Origin of the sequence: Leclercia sp. UBA5958 (assembly GCF_002430365.1) — a bacterium.
GTDB classification, from domain to species: domain Bacteria; phylum Pseudomonadota; class Gammaproteobacteria; order Enterobacterales; family Enterobacteriaceae; genus Enterobacter; species Enterobacter pneumoniae.
Genome location: NZ_DJCE01000001.1, coordinates 567408 through 584614 on the forward strand (window position 1 = coordinate 567408; position 17207 = coordinate 584614).

A 17207-nucleotide genomic window follows, 5' to 3' on the forward strand; every position below is an offset into this window, starting at 1 on the left:
TCCCATGCTGGTAACTCTTTGCGACTATAAACAGAGCGTCACGCTTATCGCCAACAGTGGCGTACAGTTTCTTGATTTTGGCCTGACGCCGCAGGACAGTGCCCAGAGCGGACGTTTTGTGCGTAAAACCGCCAACGGCCCCTTGCTGCGTCTCAATTTTGACGTGATTAACAACCGCTACACGCTGCCCGCCAGCGGTGGTGGCCAGCCGGAAGTGGTTAAACCCGAAAGCACCCTTTCGCTGCAGCACTCCCTGACGGTGCTGGATGGCGTCTGGCTGCCAGTGCCCTTCCTGCGCTTCAACCCGCCGCGTACCTTCGTAGAAGGCCCGGACAACTGGGCGCGAGTGCAGGTGCGTAAGCTGGAAGCGCCGGATAGCGCAGGCCATACCCACCGGGTGACGCTGGCTCTGGATAGCCAGATAGCGCCGCATGCTACCTCCCAACTCTCACCGGTGGAAAACGATATCCTGAACGGGACCCGTTTCTCCCTCGCCTGGCGTGATGACGAAGTGGCGGATTTCCTCGACCAGACCTGGATTGATGGCTGGCTGCGAGAAGCCTTTACCCAATACGCTTCCGGCGTAGAGAACCGTGCCGACCGCGATCTGCAGCTGGCGATGCGTAACTTTGAGTACCAGGCTCACTGGCTCAACGTGCTGGCCATGCTCGGTGAACAGCTCACCATACCGGAAGTGAAATTTGTCACTCATACCCTCAGCACCCCGGCTATCCCGGTGGATCTGATTCTGGATGTGGGGAATACTCATACCTGTGGCGTGATCATTGAAGATCATGGCGACGCCAACGATGGGCTGCGCCAGACGGCAGAGCTCCAGGTGCGTTCCCTGAGCGAACCCCAGTTCCTGAATGAGCCGCTGTTTACCAGCCGTCTCGAGTTTTCTGAAGCCCGCTTCGGCAAGCAGCACTTCTCGGTAGAGAGTGGACGCGAAGACGCGTTCGTCTGGCCGTCGATTGTGCGCGTGGGCGATGAAGCCCGTAAACTGGCGACCCAGCGTCTGGGAACCGAAGGCAACAGCGGGATTTCAAGCCCGCGCCGCTATCTGTGGGATGAGACCCCGGTGGTGCAGGACTGGCGTTTTAGTCAGATGAATGCCAAAACCCAGCGCGAACCGCTGGCGACCGCTTTCCCGCTGATGAACCTGATGAATGACGACGGAGAGCCGCTGTTTACCCTGCCGCAGGACGAGCGCTTGCCGGTCTTCTCGCCGCAGTACAGCCGCAGCACCCTGATGACCCACATGCTGTGCGAACTGCTGGCACAGGCGCTGGGGCAGATCAATAGCGTCGCCACCCGTCTGCGTCTGGGCTTCCCGGCCTCCCCGCGTCAGCTGCGCACCCTGATCCTTACCCTGCCGTCGGCAATGCCCAAACAGGAGCGTGAGATCTTCCGTCGCCGCATGTTTGAAGCTATCGCCATTGTCTGGAAGGCGATGGGCTGGCATCCACAGGATGAAGATTTCGCCAGCCGCAAGCAGCAGGAAAAGAGCGTGGTACCGGTGCCGGAAATCCAGATGGAGTGGGACGAGGCGAGCTGCGGCCAACTGGTCTGGCTCTATAACGAAGCCATCTCGCATTACGCTGGCCAGACCGAAACCTTCTTTGCCTCCGTTGCACGTCCTGACCGCGAGCCGGAGCCTGGCTGTGCGCCAGGGCGGGCGCTGCGGGTAGCCTCTATCGATATTGGCGGTGGCACTACCGACATGGCCATCACCCATTATCAGCTGGATGACGGTTCTGGTAGCAATGTCAAAATCACCCCGCAACTGCTGTTCCGCGAAGGCTTTAAGGTGGCCGGTGATGACACCCTGCTGGATGTGATCCAGCGCTATGTACTGCCGGCCCTGCAGACAGAGCTGCAAAAAGCAGGCATTGCCGACGCTTCGCTGCTGATGGCCTCGCTGTTTGGCGACTCCGGGCGTATTGATACCCAGGCGGTGCTGCGCCAGCAGACGGCCCTGCAGCTCTTTATGCCGATCGGTCATGCCATTCTTGGCGCCTGGGAAGCCAGTGATATCGACGACCCGCTGGACGGACTGCATGCCACCTTTGGCGATCTGCTGAGTCGCAAACCGACGCGCAACGTCATGAACTATCTTCAACAGGCTATCGATCATGCACTGCCGGCTGGTTCAGCGCCGTTTGACCTCTTCGCGGTGCCGCTGCATGTTAACTTCCGCGAAATGCAGGAGGCGATGCTGGCGGGTCATTTCACCCTCGCCGCCCCGCTGCACGCGGTATCTGAGGCGATCTCCCATTACGCCTGCGATGTTTTGCTGATTACCGGCCGCCCGGGTTGCCTGCCGGGCGTCCAGGCGCTGATCCGCCACCTGCAGCCTGTTCCCGTTAGCCGTATGGTGTGGCTGGATAAGTACCGCGTCCACGAATGGTATCCCTTCAGTCAGCAAGGGCGCATCGGCAATCCAAAATCCACCGCCGCCGTCGGCGCCATGCTCTGTAGCCTGGCGCTGGATCTGCGTCTGCCGCGCTTCAACTTCAAAGCGGCAGATATCGGCGCTTACTCGACCGTGCGCTATCTCGGCGTGCTGGATAACACCGTGAATACCCTGCGCGAAGAGAACGTCTGGTATCAGGATATCGACCTCGATAAGCCCGGTGCGAAACTGGACACCCGGCTGCACTTCCCGCTGCGCGGCAACGTCACGCTCGGCTTCCGCCAGCTGGCAAACGCCCGCTGGCCTGCGACGCCGCTCTATACCCTGAGCATCAACTCCGCCGATCTGGCGAAGTCCATCGCGGGCGACGGGGTGCTGAATGTGCGCCTGCAACTGCGCGGCGGCAGCCGACATGAAGGGCCGGAGGCCTTTGAGCTTAGCGATGCCTGGCTCCAGGACGGTACGCCGGTACCGCCCGACGCCCTCACCTTTAAACTGAACACCCTGGCCGATCGCCGTCATAGCGGTAGCCACTACTGGATCGACAGCGGGAGCGTATACCTGAAATGAGTGCATCTATTACTAAGGCAGTCATCGACTGGATTAATCAGACCCGCCAGCACGCTCCGATACTGGATAACGACGCCGACGCCCTGCTGGCGCGACTGGCCGCAGCAGAAGCCCAGGAGAGCGCCATCGAACGTGCGCTGCATGCAGGCAGCACCATCGGGCTGTATGGCCACGCTCAGGCTGCGAAAGCGCATCTGCTGGCCTCCCTGTGCGGCAGCGGCAACGGACGTATGAACGTGACCGTGGGCGCACGGACTTTTGACTACTTCACCCATATCAACCCCGGTCATGCCCTGACCAATATGGCGATCCGTTTTACGCCGACCGCCGAAGCGCCTGCCGACGATGCCTTCCCGCTGCGTCTGAGCCTGATTACCGAGGCCGAACTTGTGCAGCTCTTTATCACCCGTGCAACCGTGCCGGCGGTGGATAAAGCGGTGATTGAAGCGCGTCTGGAAAAATGGCGCGCCCTGCGACAACCTCAGGCGGTGCCGGGGATCTCCGCCGCCGATGTGGGATCCATTGCCCGCTACTGGCGTGACACCGTGCCTGCCGCAGTACAGCAAATGGACGACGCCCTCTGGCATCAGTTCGCGCTGCTTCTGCCTTCGCTGGATCTCAGTACCCGCGCCAGCGTCTGGTCGCTGCTGTGGGGTGAACAGCAGGAACTAACCCAGGCCTGGCTGGCGCTGGCGCATATTCTGCATCAGACCAGCCATGCTCCGGAGCTGGCAGCACCGGTCAGCCTGCTGGTCGATAATTTTGGTCTTCCGACCGAAGGTTTTCTCACTCAGGGCGATCTTGCCCAGCCGGATGTTCAACAGGCGGTACTGCACCCCGTGCAGAACGGCGAACTGATGAACGCCATCAGTATCCCTCTGGACGTGCTGGCCCTGCTCACCCGCGAAGTGGTGCTCCCGGTGGAGAGCAGCGCGCTGGATGGCGTGGCGATGATTGATATTCCCGCCCCCGCGGCGCAGAGCGAAGCCCCGCTGGCGCTGGCGAAGCGTCAGTGGCTGCTGGAGCACTACCGCCAGCAGTTGCAACCGGATGTGCTGGTGATCTGTAACGCTACTCTCCAGCATAGCCAGACCGCCAGCACCGCCCGCGCGCTGCTGAACTGGGTTCAGGATACCCAACCCGGCGAAGAGGCCGCGCTGCCAGGGCTGGTATGGGCGATTACGCCGCAGGATGCCCGTTTTACCACCCGCTCGAATCTCGACGAGTCGGTTCAGCAGCTGCTGGGCAAACCGGGTCAGCATTGGGGCACGCTGCAGGCACTGGACAGCAGTAGCATGCAGCGCGTCATTGAATGGCTGTCGCAAGCGACGCTTGCCGGTCAGCGTCAGGCGCGCTTACAGGCGCTGCGCGCGCGCTTGCACCGCGAACTGCGGACGATGATGCAGGGTTATCTGGCTCCGCTGACTCACGAGCCCGCGGCACAGCGTAGCGCCGCAGAAGAGGTAGTTCGCGCCCTGCAGGGGATGGCTGGTCGTCATGGTGAGTTACTGGAGGGGCTGTTGCCGCCGCTGAAGGCCTTTGAAACTCTGATGGCCGTGCAACAACCGCGTGAAGAGCAGGTCAATGGTCTCTTCACCGATGCCATTGATCTGTTTGCCGACAGCGCCCAGCAGAGCGATGAGCGCTGGGAGCCGCAAGACAAAGCCCGGCTGGCACACAAATTATGGGTTAACCATGTTCGCCAGTGGAGCCGCGACGACGGGGCCGCCCATCGTCTGGGACTGGAAGCCAGGGTGTTGCAACAGATTGCTGATGTGCTGGTCACCAGCAGCTACCGACTGAATCTGACAGGGCAATTGAAGCAGATCGTTGATACTGACAAGGGCAGCGCCGCCCAACTGTATGCCGCGCTGGGTAACTTCGTAAGCTGGGTGGGTTATGCGCAGACCCCTGCCGAAGCACGCCCGGCCAGCCGTATTCGCAAAGGGCAGCCGATTTTCGTCACGCCGACGGTGGACAGCACCGCGCCGCGCCTGAGCCGTCTTGGCGAACAACCGGTTCATGCGGCCACGGCGTATGTTTACGACTGGCTGGTCGCGCTTTATACCCAGGCGTGCGAGAACATCGGCTACCAGCATCCACAGGATGTGACGCCAGCGGCACGCCAGCAGTTAAAAGCGATTTTGTCGTAACACTCACGGCGGCCCGCTCACCAGCGGGTCGTCTCTTCACCCCTGCCGTCAGCCAGTGCCTTCGCCAGAACGGAGGAGATCGCTTATGACACTGCGCGTCCAGCGTGTGGACATTCACCGTCCCGAGAGCAGAGCGGCTTTTGTCGGCGCGGAACAGGGCTCTAAAAAAGCGAGATCAGTAGCGCCACCGGGAAGCTCATCGGCCAGGTTGAACCGACAAGAAAGGCGCTCAGGAAGCGGATACGCTTACGATCTTTGGAGAGGAACCAGGTGATCAGCGCGCAGATGGAGGCCATGATTGCGTAAAACACCAACATTTTTTGATACAACGTCATCGCATTCACCCAATCTGTTTAAAATAACCGCGCGCAATATGCGGTATACGTTGATACAGATCAAGTTTTTTTGTTACAAGTTATCCATGAAATTTGTGTGGTAATAACAAATGAGTATAACCCGCTATATAAAAAGGGTCGCCGAAGCGACCTTTACACGGTGTTATTTTTTCACCGGCTGTGGCTGTTTATCACCCGACTCGGGCGCATTCTGAGGATCGTCTTTTTCAACATACTGCATAAGCATCTCCTGCATTGCCATCGGAATGGGTAAGTATAGACCACCTGAGAGGTACCACTTTAAAGTTGCATTTTAAATGCACTTTATGCAAAATACCCCTTACTGAAGCGTGGTGTAATGGTCTCAGGCTTTAGAGGGAAAAAACGATGCTACCTATTCCGCAAAGTTGTATTCATACCCGTTCCACGCCGTTCTGGAACAAAGAGACCGCTCCCGCTGGCATCTTCCAGCGCCATCTTGACCAGGGCACCCGTCCCGGCGTCTATCCTCGCCTGAGCGTGATGCAGGGCACTGTACGCTATCTCGGCTATGCTGATGCAACCACCCCCGAGCCCGACAGCATCCTGATCATTGAAGCCGGTCATTTCGGCGTCTTTCCGCCGGAGCGCTGGCATCACATTGAGGTGATGAGCGATGACACGCTGTTCAATATCGATTTCTTCGTCGAGCCCGATGTTTTGAAATCACTTTAAGCGCCCTGCCGCTGATAAGGAACTGACTATGTTACGTATTCCTGAAAACTATGTTCACACCCGTGCGACCCCGTTCTGGAACCAGACAACCGCCCCTAAAGCGCTCTTTACCCATCACAACACCAAAGCCGGCGTGTATGGTCGACTCTCCGTGATGCAGGGTGCAGTGCGTTACTTTGGTTTTGCCGATGCCGATGCCACCGAGCCGGATCTGGAGCTGGTGATTGAAGCGGGCAGTTTCGGTATCTCCCCGCCGCAGAAGTGGCATCGCATTGAATTACTGACGGACGACACCTACTTTAATATCGACTTTTTCGCTGACCCGGCAGCGACTCTCGAAGGCGCAGGACTGGGTAAAGTGGTCAATACACATAAGGAGTAAGCCATGGGCAAGGCAACGTATACCGTCACCGTGACCAACAACAGCAACGGTGTGTCGGTGGACTACGAGACAGAAGCCCCAATGGAGCTATTGATTCCGGACGTCGCCGCCGACGTGGTGAAGGATCTGGTTAACACCGTTCGCGCCTACGACAGTGAGAATGAGCATAACGTCTGCGGATGGTAATCGTTGCGCAGCGGCGCCCTCGCCGCTGCGTGAGCCTTTATTTAAGCAGGTCGAGCACGGTTTGTGGGCTCTGATTTGCGATTTTTAGCGCCGCGTTCTGCCCCTGAGAGATGGTCTGCGCCCGGGCTAAACGGCTGGCTTCGACAGCGTAGTCCGCATCCTGAATACGGCTCCGGCTGGCCTGCAACGCAATACCCTGCTGTGATAATACCGACTTGTGCGATTCAAAGCTGTTGATCAGCCCGCCGTACTGGCTGCGGTAACCGCTGACTTTTTCCAGCGCCGCATCCAGAGTCGCCATACAGCTCCTGGCCCCTGCCTGGGTCGTCATTTCGCTGTTTTCCAGCTTCAGCGTTTTAAGGTCGGTCGGCGTGGGTTCGATCGTCATCTGCTGGACCTCCTCGCCAAAATTGGCGCTGGTCACCACTTCGATCGCGCGACTCTGCTTTGGCGGCACCGTCGGGGGCATGGTCGGTGTCGGCAGATTCCCCCAGGTAATGGCGCTGGTGAAAGAGCCATTACCTACCACCACCACCAGCAGATCTTCCGTGACGTTATCAAGCGTGATGCGCTCGACCATATTGCTGCCATTGGTACCGTCGTTGAACCCGCCGTTGGTGCTGTCTTCATAGCGGTCACCATCGCCGCTATAGGTGATGTTCATACCGTTATAGTTGAGGGTTGCACCGGTAGGATCCCAGCTTGCCCCCCCTTCGACTAACTGGGAGCCGTCGTAGGTGGCCCCGGCGATAAAACCGTTTTCAGGCGTCATAAAGGCGTGGGTCGCCGTGGCGGCATCGCTGATGCCACGGCTGACCCAGGTGTAATCGGCATCGACCCCTTCAAGTGGCGTCCCGACCAGATGTTTACCGTCGCGAGTAAAGAGCTGGAGATCGTCATCCTGTCCTAACGAGTTAATATTTATCGCAATAGTAGTCGAGCCGGCCGGAATATAGGCCAGGGGAATAATGCCCGAGGAAAAAGCATAACTATTACCCTGAATCGGGAATTTTGTATTTAACGGGCTGACATCGCCGATTAATTGCGGCGGAAAAGTGGGGTTATCCGTCGCCAGTGGATATTGACCAAATATTTCTGTCGTTTCAGTAATATGCGTAATACCGGCAAGAATATGTTGGTATTCATTATTTATACTGATGCGATCGGTTTCGGAAAGCGTATCGGTTGCTGCCTGAACCGCCAGCGTTTTGGCCCGAATCAGCATATTGCTCACTTCGCTCAATGCCCCCTCAGCGGTCTGCGCCAGGCTTATCGCATCATCCATGCCCCGCGAGATCGCGCTGTCTGCGTTGATGGAGGAGAGCATACGGTTAGTAATGGACAGACCGGCCGCATCATCTTTAGCACCGTTAATACGTAACCCTGATGAGAGTCGCTCTACCGTCTGCGCGAGTAATGATTCGTTATTTTTCCGGGATTTAAGCAAGAGCCCGGTCATTTCATTATGATTAATAGCCAGCATGATGTTGGATCGCAGAAAAGGTAATTAATGACATTATCGGCGAGGACGCAATTTAATTTAGGGCGCGGATTGTAAAGGCATGACGATATATTCTTCAAAGAATATATAAAATATTCATAATAAAAAGCGACCGCCAGAAGGATCACTCCTGGCGGCAAGGCAAATTAATGTTTAAACATGACGTGGCGCACCACGGTATAATCCTCCAGCCCGTAGACCGACATATCCTTGCCGTAGCCCGACATTTTCATTCCGCCGTGCGGCATCTCGCTCACCAGCATAAAGTGGGTATTGACCCAGGTGCAGCCGTATTGCAAACGTGCGCTGACGCGATGCGCCCGTCCTACGTCCTGCGTCCAGACGGACGAGGCCAGCCCGTACTGCGAGTCGTTGGCCCAGGCCAGGACCTGCGCTTCGTCCTCAAACGCCGTGACGCTGACCACCGGGCCAAAAACTTCGCGCTGGACGATAGCGTCCTCCTGTTTTGCTCCCGCCAACAGCGTGGGCTGGAAATAGTAACCCTTGCCATCATGCTTGCTGCCGCCGGTAATCACCTGCACATGGGCCAGCGCTTTCGCCTCCTCCACCGCGTGGCTTACGCGGTCAAGATGCGCCTGTGAACTGAGCGGCCCCAGCTCGGTTGTCTCCTCGTCCGGTGCGCCCAATTTCAGGCTGGCGACAGCGGCGCCCAGCTTTTCGACCAGCGCGGCGTAGATCCCCTGCTGAGCATAGATACGGCAGGCGGCGGTACAGTCCTGCCCGGCGTTGTAGAAGCCAAAAGTGCGTACCCCTTCCACGACGGCGTCGAGATCGGCATCGTCAAACACAATGACGGGCGCTTTGCCGCCCAGTTCCATATGGGTGCGTTTTATCGACGACGCGGTATGACCAATAATATGCTCCCCGGTCGCGATGGAGCCCGTGAGCGACACCATGCGTACTTTTTCGTGCCCGGTCAGGGGATCACCCACCGTTTTTCCGCGCCCGAACAGTACGTTAAGGACGCCTGCCGGGAAGATGGTTTTAGCCAGTTCGCCGAGCTTCAGAGCCGTGAGCGGCGTGATTTCAGAGGGTTTGAGTACCACACAGTTGCCCGCCGCCAGTGCCGGTGCCAGCTTCCAGGCCGCCATCATCAGTGGATAGTTCCAGGGGGCGATAGACGCCACAACCCCGACCGGATCGCGGCGAATCATAGAGGTATGCCCCTCAAGATATTCGCCTGCGGCCTGCCCGTTCAGACAGCGGGCGGCTCCGGCAAAGAAGCGAAACACATCAGCCACCGCCGGGATCTCATCGCTCTTGACGCAGTGCAGCGGTTTGCCGCAGTTGAGCGACTCCAGTTCAGCGAACGTCCCGGCATTCTGCTCAATGACCTCCGCCAGTTTCAGTAACGCGTCGGCGCGCGTTTTCGGCGTGGCCTGCCCCCAGAGGGCAAAGGCGGCATCGGCGGCCTGCACGGCGGCATCGACCTGCGCCGGGCTGGCTTCGGCAATTTCTACCAGCACCTCGCCTGTGGCAGGATTGTAGACCGGCTGTTTTTCCCCAGCGCCATTTACCAGTTCACCCTTGATCAACAATTGAGTTTGCATAGCATTGTCCCGTTGAATAAACGTTATTTTCCGCTACCGGCCACGCTATCGCCGTCGCGGGTGAGCCACCAGGCTCCCAGAATGGGGATGGTTGTTACCAGCATGACCAGCAGTGCCACCACGTTAGTCACCGGCACGTCGCGCGGGCGACCCAGCTGATTCAACAACCACAGCGGTAATGTCCGTTCGTGTCCTGCGGTAAAGGTGGTGACGATGATCTCATCGAATGAGAGAGCAAAGGCCAGCATTCCGCCGGCCAGCAGCGCCGTGCCGAGGTTGGGCAGCACGACATAGCGGAAGGTTTGCCATCCGTTGGCCCCTAAATCCATCGAGGCCTCGACCAGGCTCCATGAAGTCCGCCTGAAGCGGGCAATCACATTATTGAACACCACCACCACGCAGAAGGTGGCGTGGCCAACCACAATGGTGAAGAAACCCGGTTCAAGATTGACGGTTTTAAAGGCGGTGAGCAGTGCCAGGCCGGTGATGATTCCCGGCAGCGCGATGGGCAGTAGCAGCAACAGTGAGATCGCATTTTTGCCAAAGAAGTCACTGCGCCATAGCGCCGCGGCCGCCAGCGTACCCAGCACCAGCGCAGTCACGGTGGAGAGAGCAGCAATTTTTAGTGACAACGTCACGGATTCAATGATATCGCCCCGCGCTGCCGCGACGCTAAACCACTTCAGCGTCAGCCCCTGCGGTGGAAAACTGAAGGCGGCATCCTCGGTATTAAACGCATAGATAGCAATAATCAATAACGGGAAGTGAAGGAAGATCACCCCGCCCCAGGTGGCAATTTTGAGAAATAGCGGTGCGCGTTCAGAGTGCATCAAAGGCTCCCAGGCGTTTCACGAACGCCAGGTAGACCGCGATCAGAATGATGGGCACCAGCGTAAACGCGGCCGCCATCGGCATGTTGCCAATCGCCCCCTGCAGGGAGTAGACCATCTGACCAATAAAATAGCCCGGTGGCCCCACTAGCTGCGGCACGATAAAGTCGCCCAGCGTCAATGAAAAGGTGAAGATTGACCCGGCAGCAATGCCCGGGATCGCCAGCGGCATCACGATATAACGAAAAGTCTGACGCGGGCGGGCCCCGAGATCGCCGGAGGCCTGTAACAGCGAGGCTGGCAGACGCTCCAGCGCGGCCTGCACCGGCAGGATCATAAAGGGCAACCAGATGTAGACGAAGACCAGGAAACGCCCCAGCCCGGAGGTGGACAGCGTATTGCCGCCAATGGCGGGTAACGTCAGCAGTGAGGTGAGCAGCGGCTCAAGCCCCATATGGCCCAGAAACCATTGCGCCACGCCATCTTTGGCCAGCAATAGCGTCCAGGCGTAGGCTTTAACAATGTAGCTGGCCCACATCGGCAGCATTACCGCAATATAGAAAAACGCTTTCCATTTGCCGCGGGTATAGCGTGCCATATACCACGCCATTGGAAACGCCAGCACCGCGCTGGCGAGCGTTACCGCCATCGCCATCACCAGCGTGCGAATGATGATGTCGTAGTTCGCCGGGTTAAAGAGCGCGTAAAGATTCGCCAGGGTCAAATCCGGCGTTACCGACATGGTGAAATCGTCGAAGGTATAGAACCCCTGCCACAACAGGGTGAGCAGCGACCCTAAATAGACAATGCCAAACCACATCAGCGGCCCTAACAACAGCAGGAAAAGTCCCAGCGATGGCCTGCGCCAGAACAGGCCGGAGAGCCGATTGACCATCCCCTGCGATGCGATTCCCGGTGAGGTACTCATCGCCATCTCATCCCTCCCCATGGAGCGGCACCATCGCCGACCGCGCCCATGAGGCGGTGACCGGCTGGCCAATCTCCAGCCCGGCGGGTAAGTACGCATCGCTGAGATTGGCCTGGCTCACCAGCAATTTTGCGCCATCGGCCAGCCGCAGCTCAAAGCGGGTCGCGGCCCCCTGATACTGTACCGCCTGCACCACCCCCTGCACCTGGACTTCACCGCCCACGTTCAGGCGGATATGCTCCGGGCGCAGAGCGAAGAGGCCCGGCATGCCACAGACCCGCTGGGCTTGCTCGTCATTAAACAGGTTCGAGGTGCCAACAAATCCGGCGACAAAAGGCGTGCGTGGGCGCATATAGAGCGCCTGGGGTGTGTCAATTTGCTCGATGCGGCCGTTATTAAATACCGCGACCCGGTCCGACATCGAGAGCGCTTCGCCCTGATCGTGGGTCACGAAGATAAAGGTTATCCCTAGTTCTTGCTGGAGCTTTTTAAGTTCGAACTGCATCTGCTCGCGCAGTTTTAGATCCAGCGCTCCCAGCGGCTCGTCCAGCAGCAATACCCGGGGCTGATTGACCAGCGCGCGGGCAATCGCCACTCGCTGACGCTGGCCGCCCGAAAGCTGAGAAGGTTTCCGGGCCACAGCGAAGCCCAGACTGACCTTTTCCAGCGCCTCATGCGCCCGGGCATGACGCGTTTTTTTGTCGATGCCCTTTACCATCAGCCCGTAGGCGACGTTATCGAGAATCGACATATGGGGGAAGAGCGCATAGTCCTGAAAGACGGTATTCACATCCCGCTCCCAGGGAGGGAGTTCGCTAGCCTCTTTACCGAACAGGGTAATGGCCCCACCGCTCAGCTGTTCAAACCCGGCAATCAGGCGCAGACAGGTGGTTTTGCCGGAGCCCGAAGGCCCCAGCATGGAGAAGAACTCCCCGTCACGGATCCCCATGGTGACGCGATCCACCGCGCGCACTTCACCATAGCGTCGGGAGACGTCGTTAAACTCTACCGCGTACGTCATCTTCTGCTCCCGGGCGATTAACGGCCGCCCATAATGGCGATGTAATCCTGCGTCCAGCGGCTGTAAGGGACGAACTTGCCGCCCTGGGCTATCGGGGTTTTCCAGAACATGATTTTGTCGAAGTAGGTGTAGCCGTTGGTCTCACACCCTTTTTCACCCAGCAGGGTGCTGGCTTTGCATCCCTCCGCCACCACCGGCAGCGAGCCGAACCACGCGGCCAGATCGCCCTGCACTTTTGGCGTGAGCGACCAGTTCATCCACTTATAGGCGCACACTGGATGTTTGGCATCGCTGTGCAGCATGGTGGTATCCGCCCAGCCGGTCACCCCCTCCTTTGGAAAGACGGTAGCGACGGGCTGGTTGTCGGCTTTCAGGGCGTTAGCCTGATACGGCCAGGCGCTGGAAGCCACCACCCCTTCGTTTTTGAAATCACTCATCTGCACGGTGGTATCGTGCCAGTAACGGTGGATCAGGGCATGCTGGTCGCGAAGCACTTTCAGCACGGCGGCATACTGTGCTTCGGTGAGTTGATACGGGTCGGTAATACCGAGATCGGGCTGAGTGGCTTTGACGAACAGTGCCGCATCGGCGATGTAAATCGGGCCGTCATAGGCCTGCACGCGACCCTGATTGGTTTTGCCGTCGGGTAGATTTTGCTTAACGAAGATCACGCTCCAGCTATCGGGCGGCGTCGGGAAGGTTTTGGTGTTATACATCAGCAGGTTTGGTCCCCACTGATACGGGGTGCCGTAGACTTTACCGCCGACGTTAAACCACTCCCCCTTCACCATACGCGGATCGACGGTTTTCCAGTTGGGGATTAAATCAGGGTTTATTGGCTGCACGCGCTTACCCATGATTAAGCGCAGGGAGGCGTCGCCGGAGGCGGTGACCAGGTCATAGCCGCCCTTCGCCATCAGGCTGACCATCTCATCCGAGGTGGCGGCAGTCTTCACGTTGACTTTACAGCCCGTCTCCTGTTCAAACGGAGTAACCCAGTCGTAGGCTTTATCGGTCTGGCCGCGCTCGATATAGCCAGGCCAGGCAATAATATCCAGCCGCCCTTCGCCTTTTCCGATCTCTTTGGGTGGCTCGGCCGCTTGTGCAGTCAGAATCGTCATGCCGAGCGCACACAGGCTGCTACGGGCAAATTTTTTGCTCATACACGTTACTCCTGTCGCAATGCAATCTGGCGGCGGCCGTGCCGTTTAAAATATCTCCTGTATTAAACGTAGACCGCGCGAATGCGGCGCACCCGGCACGCTGTAGATATTTCATCAGGTTGTGACCGAGGGCGCATTCCCCGTTAACTGGATTATAGACAAGGAGTTAGCGCTGACGGGCGGTATGCAAATTTCCTATGACAGCGAAAAGAAAAACGCCGCGAATTTATCGCGGCGAGGAGAGATGAAGATGAATAAACCCGGCAGTGCAGAGAGAGAATTAATTCGGGGACAGCATGGAGCGGATTAATTTCGCCAGTTGAATAACTGCCTGCTCTTCGCGCTCCCCCCATGCCCACGAGGTGTTAAACCGGAAAAACGGGGTCCAGGCATCGGAGGTCGAAAACATTTTGCCCGGCGCAATGCTGATGTGGTGGTGCAGGGCCTGCTCACTGAGTTTACCGGCATCCAGCGTCGGGGGCAGTTCCAGCCATAAAAAGTAACCGCTGTCGCTGTGGTGAATAACCACCTCGGCAGGCAGATGACGTAATAGCGATTGCCAGGCCTGCTGTTTGCGTTCTGCCAGGGTGCGGCGAAGCCGGCGCAGATGGGCGTCGTAACGCCGGGTCGCCAGGTAATCTACCAGCGCCAGCTGCATGGGCGAGCTGGTCGACAAGGTGCTCATTAACTGCAGTTGCTGAATGCGGCGGGCATGTTTGCCTGCCGCCACCCAGCCAAGACGAAACCCGGCCACCAGACATTTCGAAAATGACGAACAGTGCAGCGTCATGTCGTTGCTGTCCCACGCCTTCGCCGGCAGCGGTTTTTCCCGACCGTAGTACAGCTCGCTATAGACGTCGTCTTCAATCAGGGTGACGTTATGCTGGGTTAATAGCGCCACCAGCCGCGCTTTTTTTTCTGGGCTGAGCGTAAATCCCAGCGGATTCTGGCTATTGGTCATTAACCAGCAAGCTTTCACCGGATAGTCGTTCAGCGCCTGTTCCAGCGCCTGAAGGTCTATCCCATCGCGCACATCCGTCGCCACCGACAGTGCTTTAAGTTTTAACCGCTCCAGTGCCTGGAGAGCGCCGTAAAAACAGGGATTTTCAACAATGACCCAGTCGCCCGGCTCGGTCACGGCCTGCAAACTGAGGTTGAGCGCCTCCAGCGCCCCGGCGGTGATCACTATCTCCTCCGGGGAGATGTTCATCCCCTGCTGGGCATAGCGGCGGGCAATGGCATGGCGCAGATCGCTGTTTCCGGGGGGAAGGTTTTCGATCACGCTCATGGCGGTGGCCGTTTTGCTGACGTTCGCCAGCGAGCGGTTGAGTTGTTGCAGTGGAAAGAGTCGCGGATCGGGAAAGGCAGAGGCGAAGGGAACGACGGACGGGTCGCGGCTGGCCTGCAACACATCGAAAATATAGGTATTAATGTCCACGGCTTCGTCGCGCATCACTTGCGCAGGGGGCGCAGGCTGCTGGCCCATCGGCCGTGCGGCGACGTAATAACCTGATTGCGGACGGGCAACGATGCGGCCCTGACTTTCCAGCATCTGGTAGGCATGGCCAACGGTCATAAAGCTCATGCCGCTGCTGACCACTTGCTCTCGCAGCGAGGGCAATTTATCGCCGGGTTGCCAGACACCCAACTCGATCTGCGAAATGATTTGCTGCGCCAGGCGCTGATATTTTTTCATCGTTCTCTCCTTGCTGCGAAACACTCTATATCAGCAGGAGAAAAAAGGAAGAATTAATGAACTGTTATGGTTACGAGAGGGGGAAAAGCCGGGCGTGACGGCGCCGCGGGCAATTACTTACGCAGTTCAAAAGGGACGCGCTGCGCGTGCTGTGATACGGCAATATGGTCAAACGTCATCATGGCCGACTTGCAGAAGATGCACTTGGCACCCATCGGGTTTTTTGATGAGACGTCGAAAACCGACGTGCGGTATTGCGAACCATGGCAGCATGGGCAACGAAAATGAATGTTAGTCATGAAAATCTCCAGAACGTTAAACGTTATAAACTAATGGGCCTTTAAGGCAATAAGGGTCTGAGACAAAACTAATCAGAGCGTAAAGAAAAAACCCAGGAGAGGCTGTGGAGAGGCACAACGTGATGAGAGATGCTTTAAGAAACTGCTACGATATCTTTTGGATTTCAAACCGAAGAGCCATTAACGCATGGTTGCAGTAATGTTGCAAGCTATTTTTTTAACTAAAGAAATTCCCTCCAGCAGCGCAGCCACGCTCGTCATGATAATCGTCTCCCACCTGGCCTTATTCAAATTATTTGAAAAGTTATGTTAAACAAATGGCATTTATTCTCATCGACTTAGGGGTAAAGTAAAGATCAATTCCGGCGGGTAGTCGCCTGTCGATGACACCTTTAACCAGGATACCCCTGTCATGAAAAAGATTGGATTTTTGTCTTTTGGTCACTGGACTCCCTCTCCGCAGTCCGGTACCCGCTCTGCCGCCGACGCGCTGTTGCAGTCCATCGATCTGGCTGTCGCAGCGGAGGAGCTTGGAGCCGATGGCGCCTATTTCCGGGTGCATCATTTTGCCCGTCAGCTCGCCTCCCCCTTCCCGCTGCTGGCTGCAATTGGCGCAAAGACCCAGCGAATCGAGATAGGTACCGGCGTTATCGACATGCGCTATGAAAATCCCCTCTATATGGCGGAGGATGCGGGTGCGGCCGATCTCATTTCGGGTGGGCGGCTTCAGTTGGGTATTAGTCGTGGATCACCGGAACAGGTCATAGATGGCTGGCGCTACTTTGGCTATGTCCCTGCCGAAGGCGAAAACGAGTCAGACATGGCGCGTCGTCATACCGAGGTGCTGCTGGATGTCCTGCGTGGAGAGGGCTTTGCGAAGCCAAATCCGCAGCCGATGTTCCCTAACCCACCTGGCCTGCTGCGCCTGGAACCCCATTCCGAAGGGTTGCGCGAGCGAATCTGGTGGGGCGCAGGATCGAATGCGACGGCGGAGTGGGCAGCGAAGCTGGGAATGAATCTGCAAAGTTCGACGTTAAAAGACGACGAGACCGGCGAGCCATTCCATATTCAACAGGCAAAACAGATTCGTGCCTACCGCGAGGCCTGGGCTGCGGCCGGCCATACTCGCACGCCGCGCGTCTCGGTTAGCCGCAGTATATTTGCCCTGATGAATCAGCAGGATCGCGCCTATTTCGGTGCCAGCCGCAACGAAAGCGACAGCGTGGGCTATCTGGATGAGAAAACCCGCGCTATTTTCGGACGCAGCTACGCCGCTGAGCCGGATAAGCTGATCGAACAGCTTAAACAGGACGAAGCCATCGCTGAAGCGGATACGTTATTACTGACCGTACCGAATCAGCTGGGCGTGGAGTATAACGTGCATGTTATTGAGTCCATACTGAAGCATGTTGCGCCGGGGATGGGCTGGCGGGATTAATATT

The 17207-nt window shown here is 57.7% G+C and carries 16 protein-coding genes; 6 read left to right on the forward strand and 10 right to left on the reverse strand.

Features of this window, described 5'->3' with window-relative positions; genetic code table 11:
- Positions 1-4 precede the first annotated feature (4 nt).
- Positions 5-2986 (forward strand): virulence factor SrfB, encoded by a 2982-nt coding sequence (locus B2Q93_RS02810; RefSeq protein ID WP_286931754.1) that lies wholly within the window; start codon positions 5-7, stop codon positions 2984-2986.
- A complete protein-coding gene (locus B2Q93_RS02815; protein ID WP_286931755.1) occupies positions 2983-5139 on the forward strand; it encodes a virulence factor SrfC family protein in 2157 nt (718 codons plus the stop codon). The genes B2Q93_RS02810 and B2Q93_RS02815 overlap by 4 nt, the downstream gene beginning before the upstream one ends.
- A gap of 161 nt (positions 5140-5300) precedes the next feature.
- On the opposite strand, the gene B2Q93_RS02820 is transcribed toward B2Q93_RS02815, so the two are convergent.
- Together B2Q93_RS02820 and B2Q93_RS21250 are read right to left on the reverse strand one after the other, a co-directional pair.
- Positions 5301-5474 (reverse strand): GhoT/OrtT family toxin, encoded by a 174-nt coding sequence (locus B2Q93_RS02820; RefSeq protein WP_046885377.1) that lies wholly within the window; start codon positions 5472-5474, stop codon positions 5301-5303.
- Positions 5475-5637: 163 nt separating this feature from the next.
- Positions 5638-5730, reverse strand: coding sequence for a hypothetical protein (locus B2Q93_RS21250; protein ID WP_411815355.1), 93 nt, complete (start codon positions 5728-5730; stop codon positions 5638-5640).
- 131 nt (positions 5731-5861) lie between these two features.
- Between B2Q93_RS21250 and B2Q93_RS02825 the strand changes: the two genes are divergently transcribed.
- Genes B2Q93_RS02825 through B2Q93_RS02835 form a run of 3 tightly spaced genes read left to right on the forward strand, consistent with a single transcriptional unit; the run spans position 5862 to position 6756 of the window.
- Complete coding sequence (locus tag B2Q93_RS02825; RefSeq protein ID WP_286931756.1) at positions 5862-6188, forward strand: DUF1971 domain-containing protein; 327 nt, start codon at positions 5862-5864, stop codon at positions 6186-6188.
- A gap of 28 nt (positions 6189-6216) precedes the next feature.
- Positions 6217-6570, forward strand: a complete 354-nt coding sequence (locus tag B2Q93_RS02830; protein ID WP_040075566.1) for a DUF1971 domain-containing protein — start codon at positions 6217-6219, stop codon at positions 6568-6570.
- A 3-nt stretch (positions 6571-6573) separates the two neighbouring features.
- Positions 6574-6756, forward strand: coding sequence for a DUF1869 domain-containing protein (locus B2Q93_RS02835; RefSeq protein ID WP_040075565.1), 183 nt, complete (start codon positions 6574-6576; stop codon positions 6754-6756).
- 37 nt (positions 6757-6793) lie between these two features.
- Here the strand turns inward: B2Q93_RS02835 and B2Q93_RS02840 are convergent, their stop codons facing one another.
- The 8 genes from B2Q93_RS02840 to B2Q93_RS02875 all read right to left on the reverse strand — a co-directional run bounded on the left by B2Q93_RS02840 (position 6794) and on the right by B2Q93_RS02875 (position 15765).
- Positions 6794-8239 (reverse strand): flagellin, encoded by a 1446-nt coding sequence (locus B2Q93_RS02840; protein ID WP_286931757.1) that lies wholly within the window; start codon positions 8237-8239, stop codon positions 6794-6796.
- A 164-nt stretch (positions 8240-8403) separates the two neighbouring features.
- Positions 8404-9828, reverse strand: coding sequence for an aminobutyraldehyde dehydrogenase (gene patD, locus B2Q93_RS02845; protein WP_212475948.1), 1425 nt, complete (start codon positions 9826-9828; stop codon positions 8404-8406).
- A gap of 23 nt (positions 9829-9851) precedes the next feature.
- Complete coding sequence (locus B2Q93_RS02850; protein WP_286931758.1) at positions 9852-10658, reverse strand: ABC transporter permease; 807 nt, start codon at positions 10656-10658, stop codon at positions 9852-9854.
- A complete protein-coding gene (locus B2Q93_RS02855) occupies positions 10648-11586 on the reverse strand; it encodes an ABC transporter permease (protein WP_286931815.1) in 939 nt (312 codons plus the stop codon). The genes B2Q93_RS02850 and B2Q93_RS02855 overlap by 11 nt, the downstream gene beginning before the upstream one ends.
- Positions 11587-11593: 7 nt before the next feature.
- Positions 11594-12607, reverse strand: coding sequence for an ABC transporter ATP-binding protein (locus tag B2Q93_RS02860; RefSeq protein ID WP_212475946.1), 1014 nt, complete (start codon positions 12605-12607; stop codon positions 11594-11596).
- A 17-nt stretch (positions 12608-12624) separates the two neighbouring features.
- Complete coding sequence (gene ydcS, locus B2Q93_RS02865; protein WP_040075558.1) at positions 12625-13770, reverse strand: putative ABC transporter substrate-binding protein YdcS; 1146 nt, start codon at positions 13768-13770, stop codon at positions 12625-12627.
- A 280-nt stretch (positions 13771-14050) separates the two neighbouring features.
- Positions 14051-15466 (reverse strand): PLP-dependent aminotransferase family protein, encoded by a 1416-nt coding sequence (locus B2Q93_RS02870; RefSeq protein WP_286931759.1) that lies wholly within the window; start codon positions 15464-15466, stop codon positions 14051-14053.
- Positions 15467-15579: 113 nt separating this feature from the next.
- Complete coding sequence (locus B2Q93_RS02875) at positions 15580-15765, reverse strand: hypothetical protein (RefSeq protein WP_046885369.1); 186 nt, start codon at positions 15763-15765, stop codon at positions 15580-15582.
- A gap of 412 nt (positions 15766-16177) precedes the next feature.
- Between B2Q93_RS02875 and B2Q93_RS02880 the strand changes: the two genes are divergently transcribed.
- The gene (locus B2Q93_RS02880) at positions 16178-17203 is read left to right on the forward strand and encodes an LLM class flavin-dependent oxidoreductase (protein WP_040075554.1); all 1026 of its coding nucleotides are present in this window, start codon (positions 16178-16180) and stop codon (positions 17201-17203) included.
- Positions 17204-17207 lie beyond the last annotated feature (4 nt).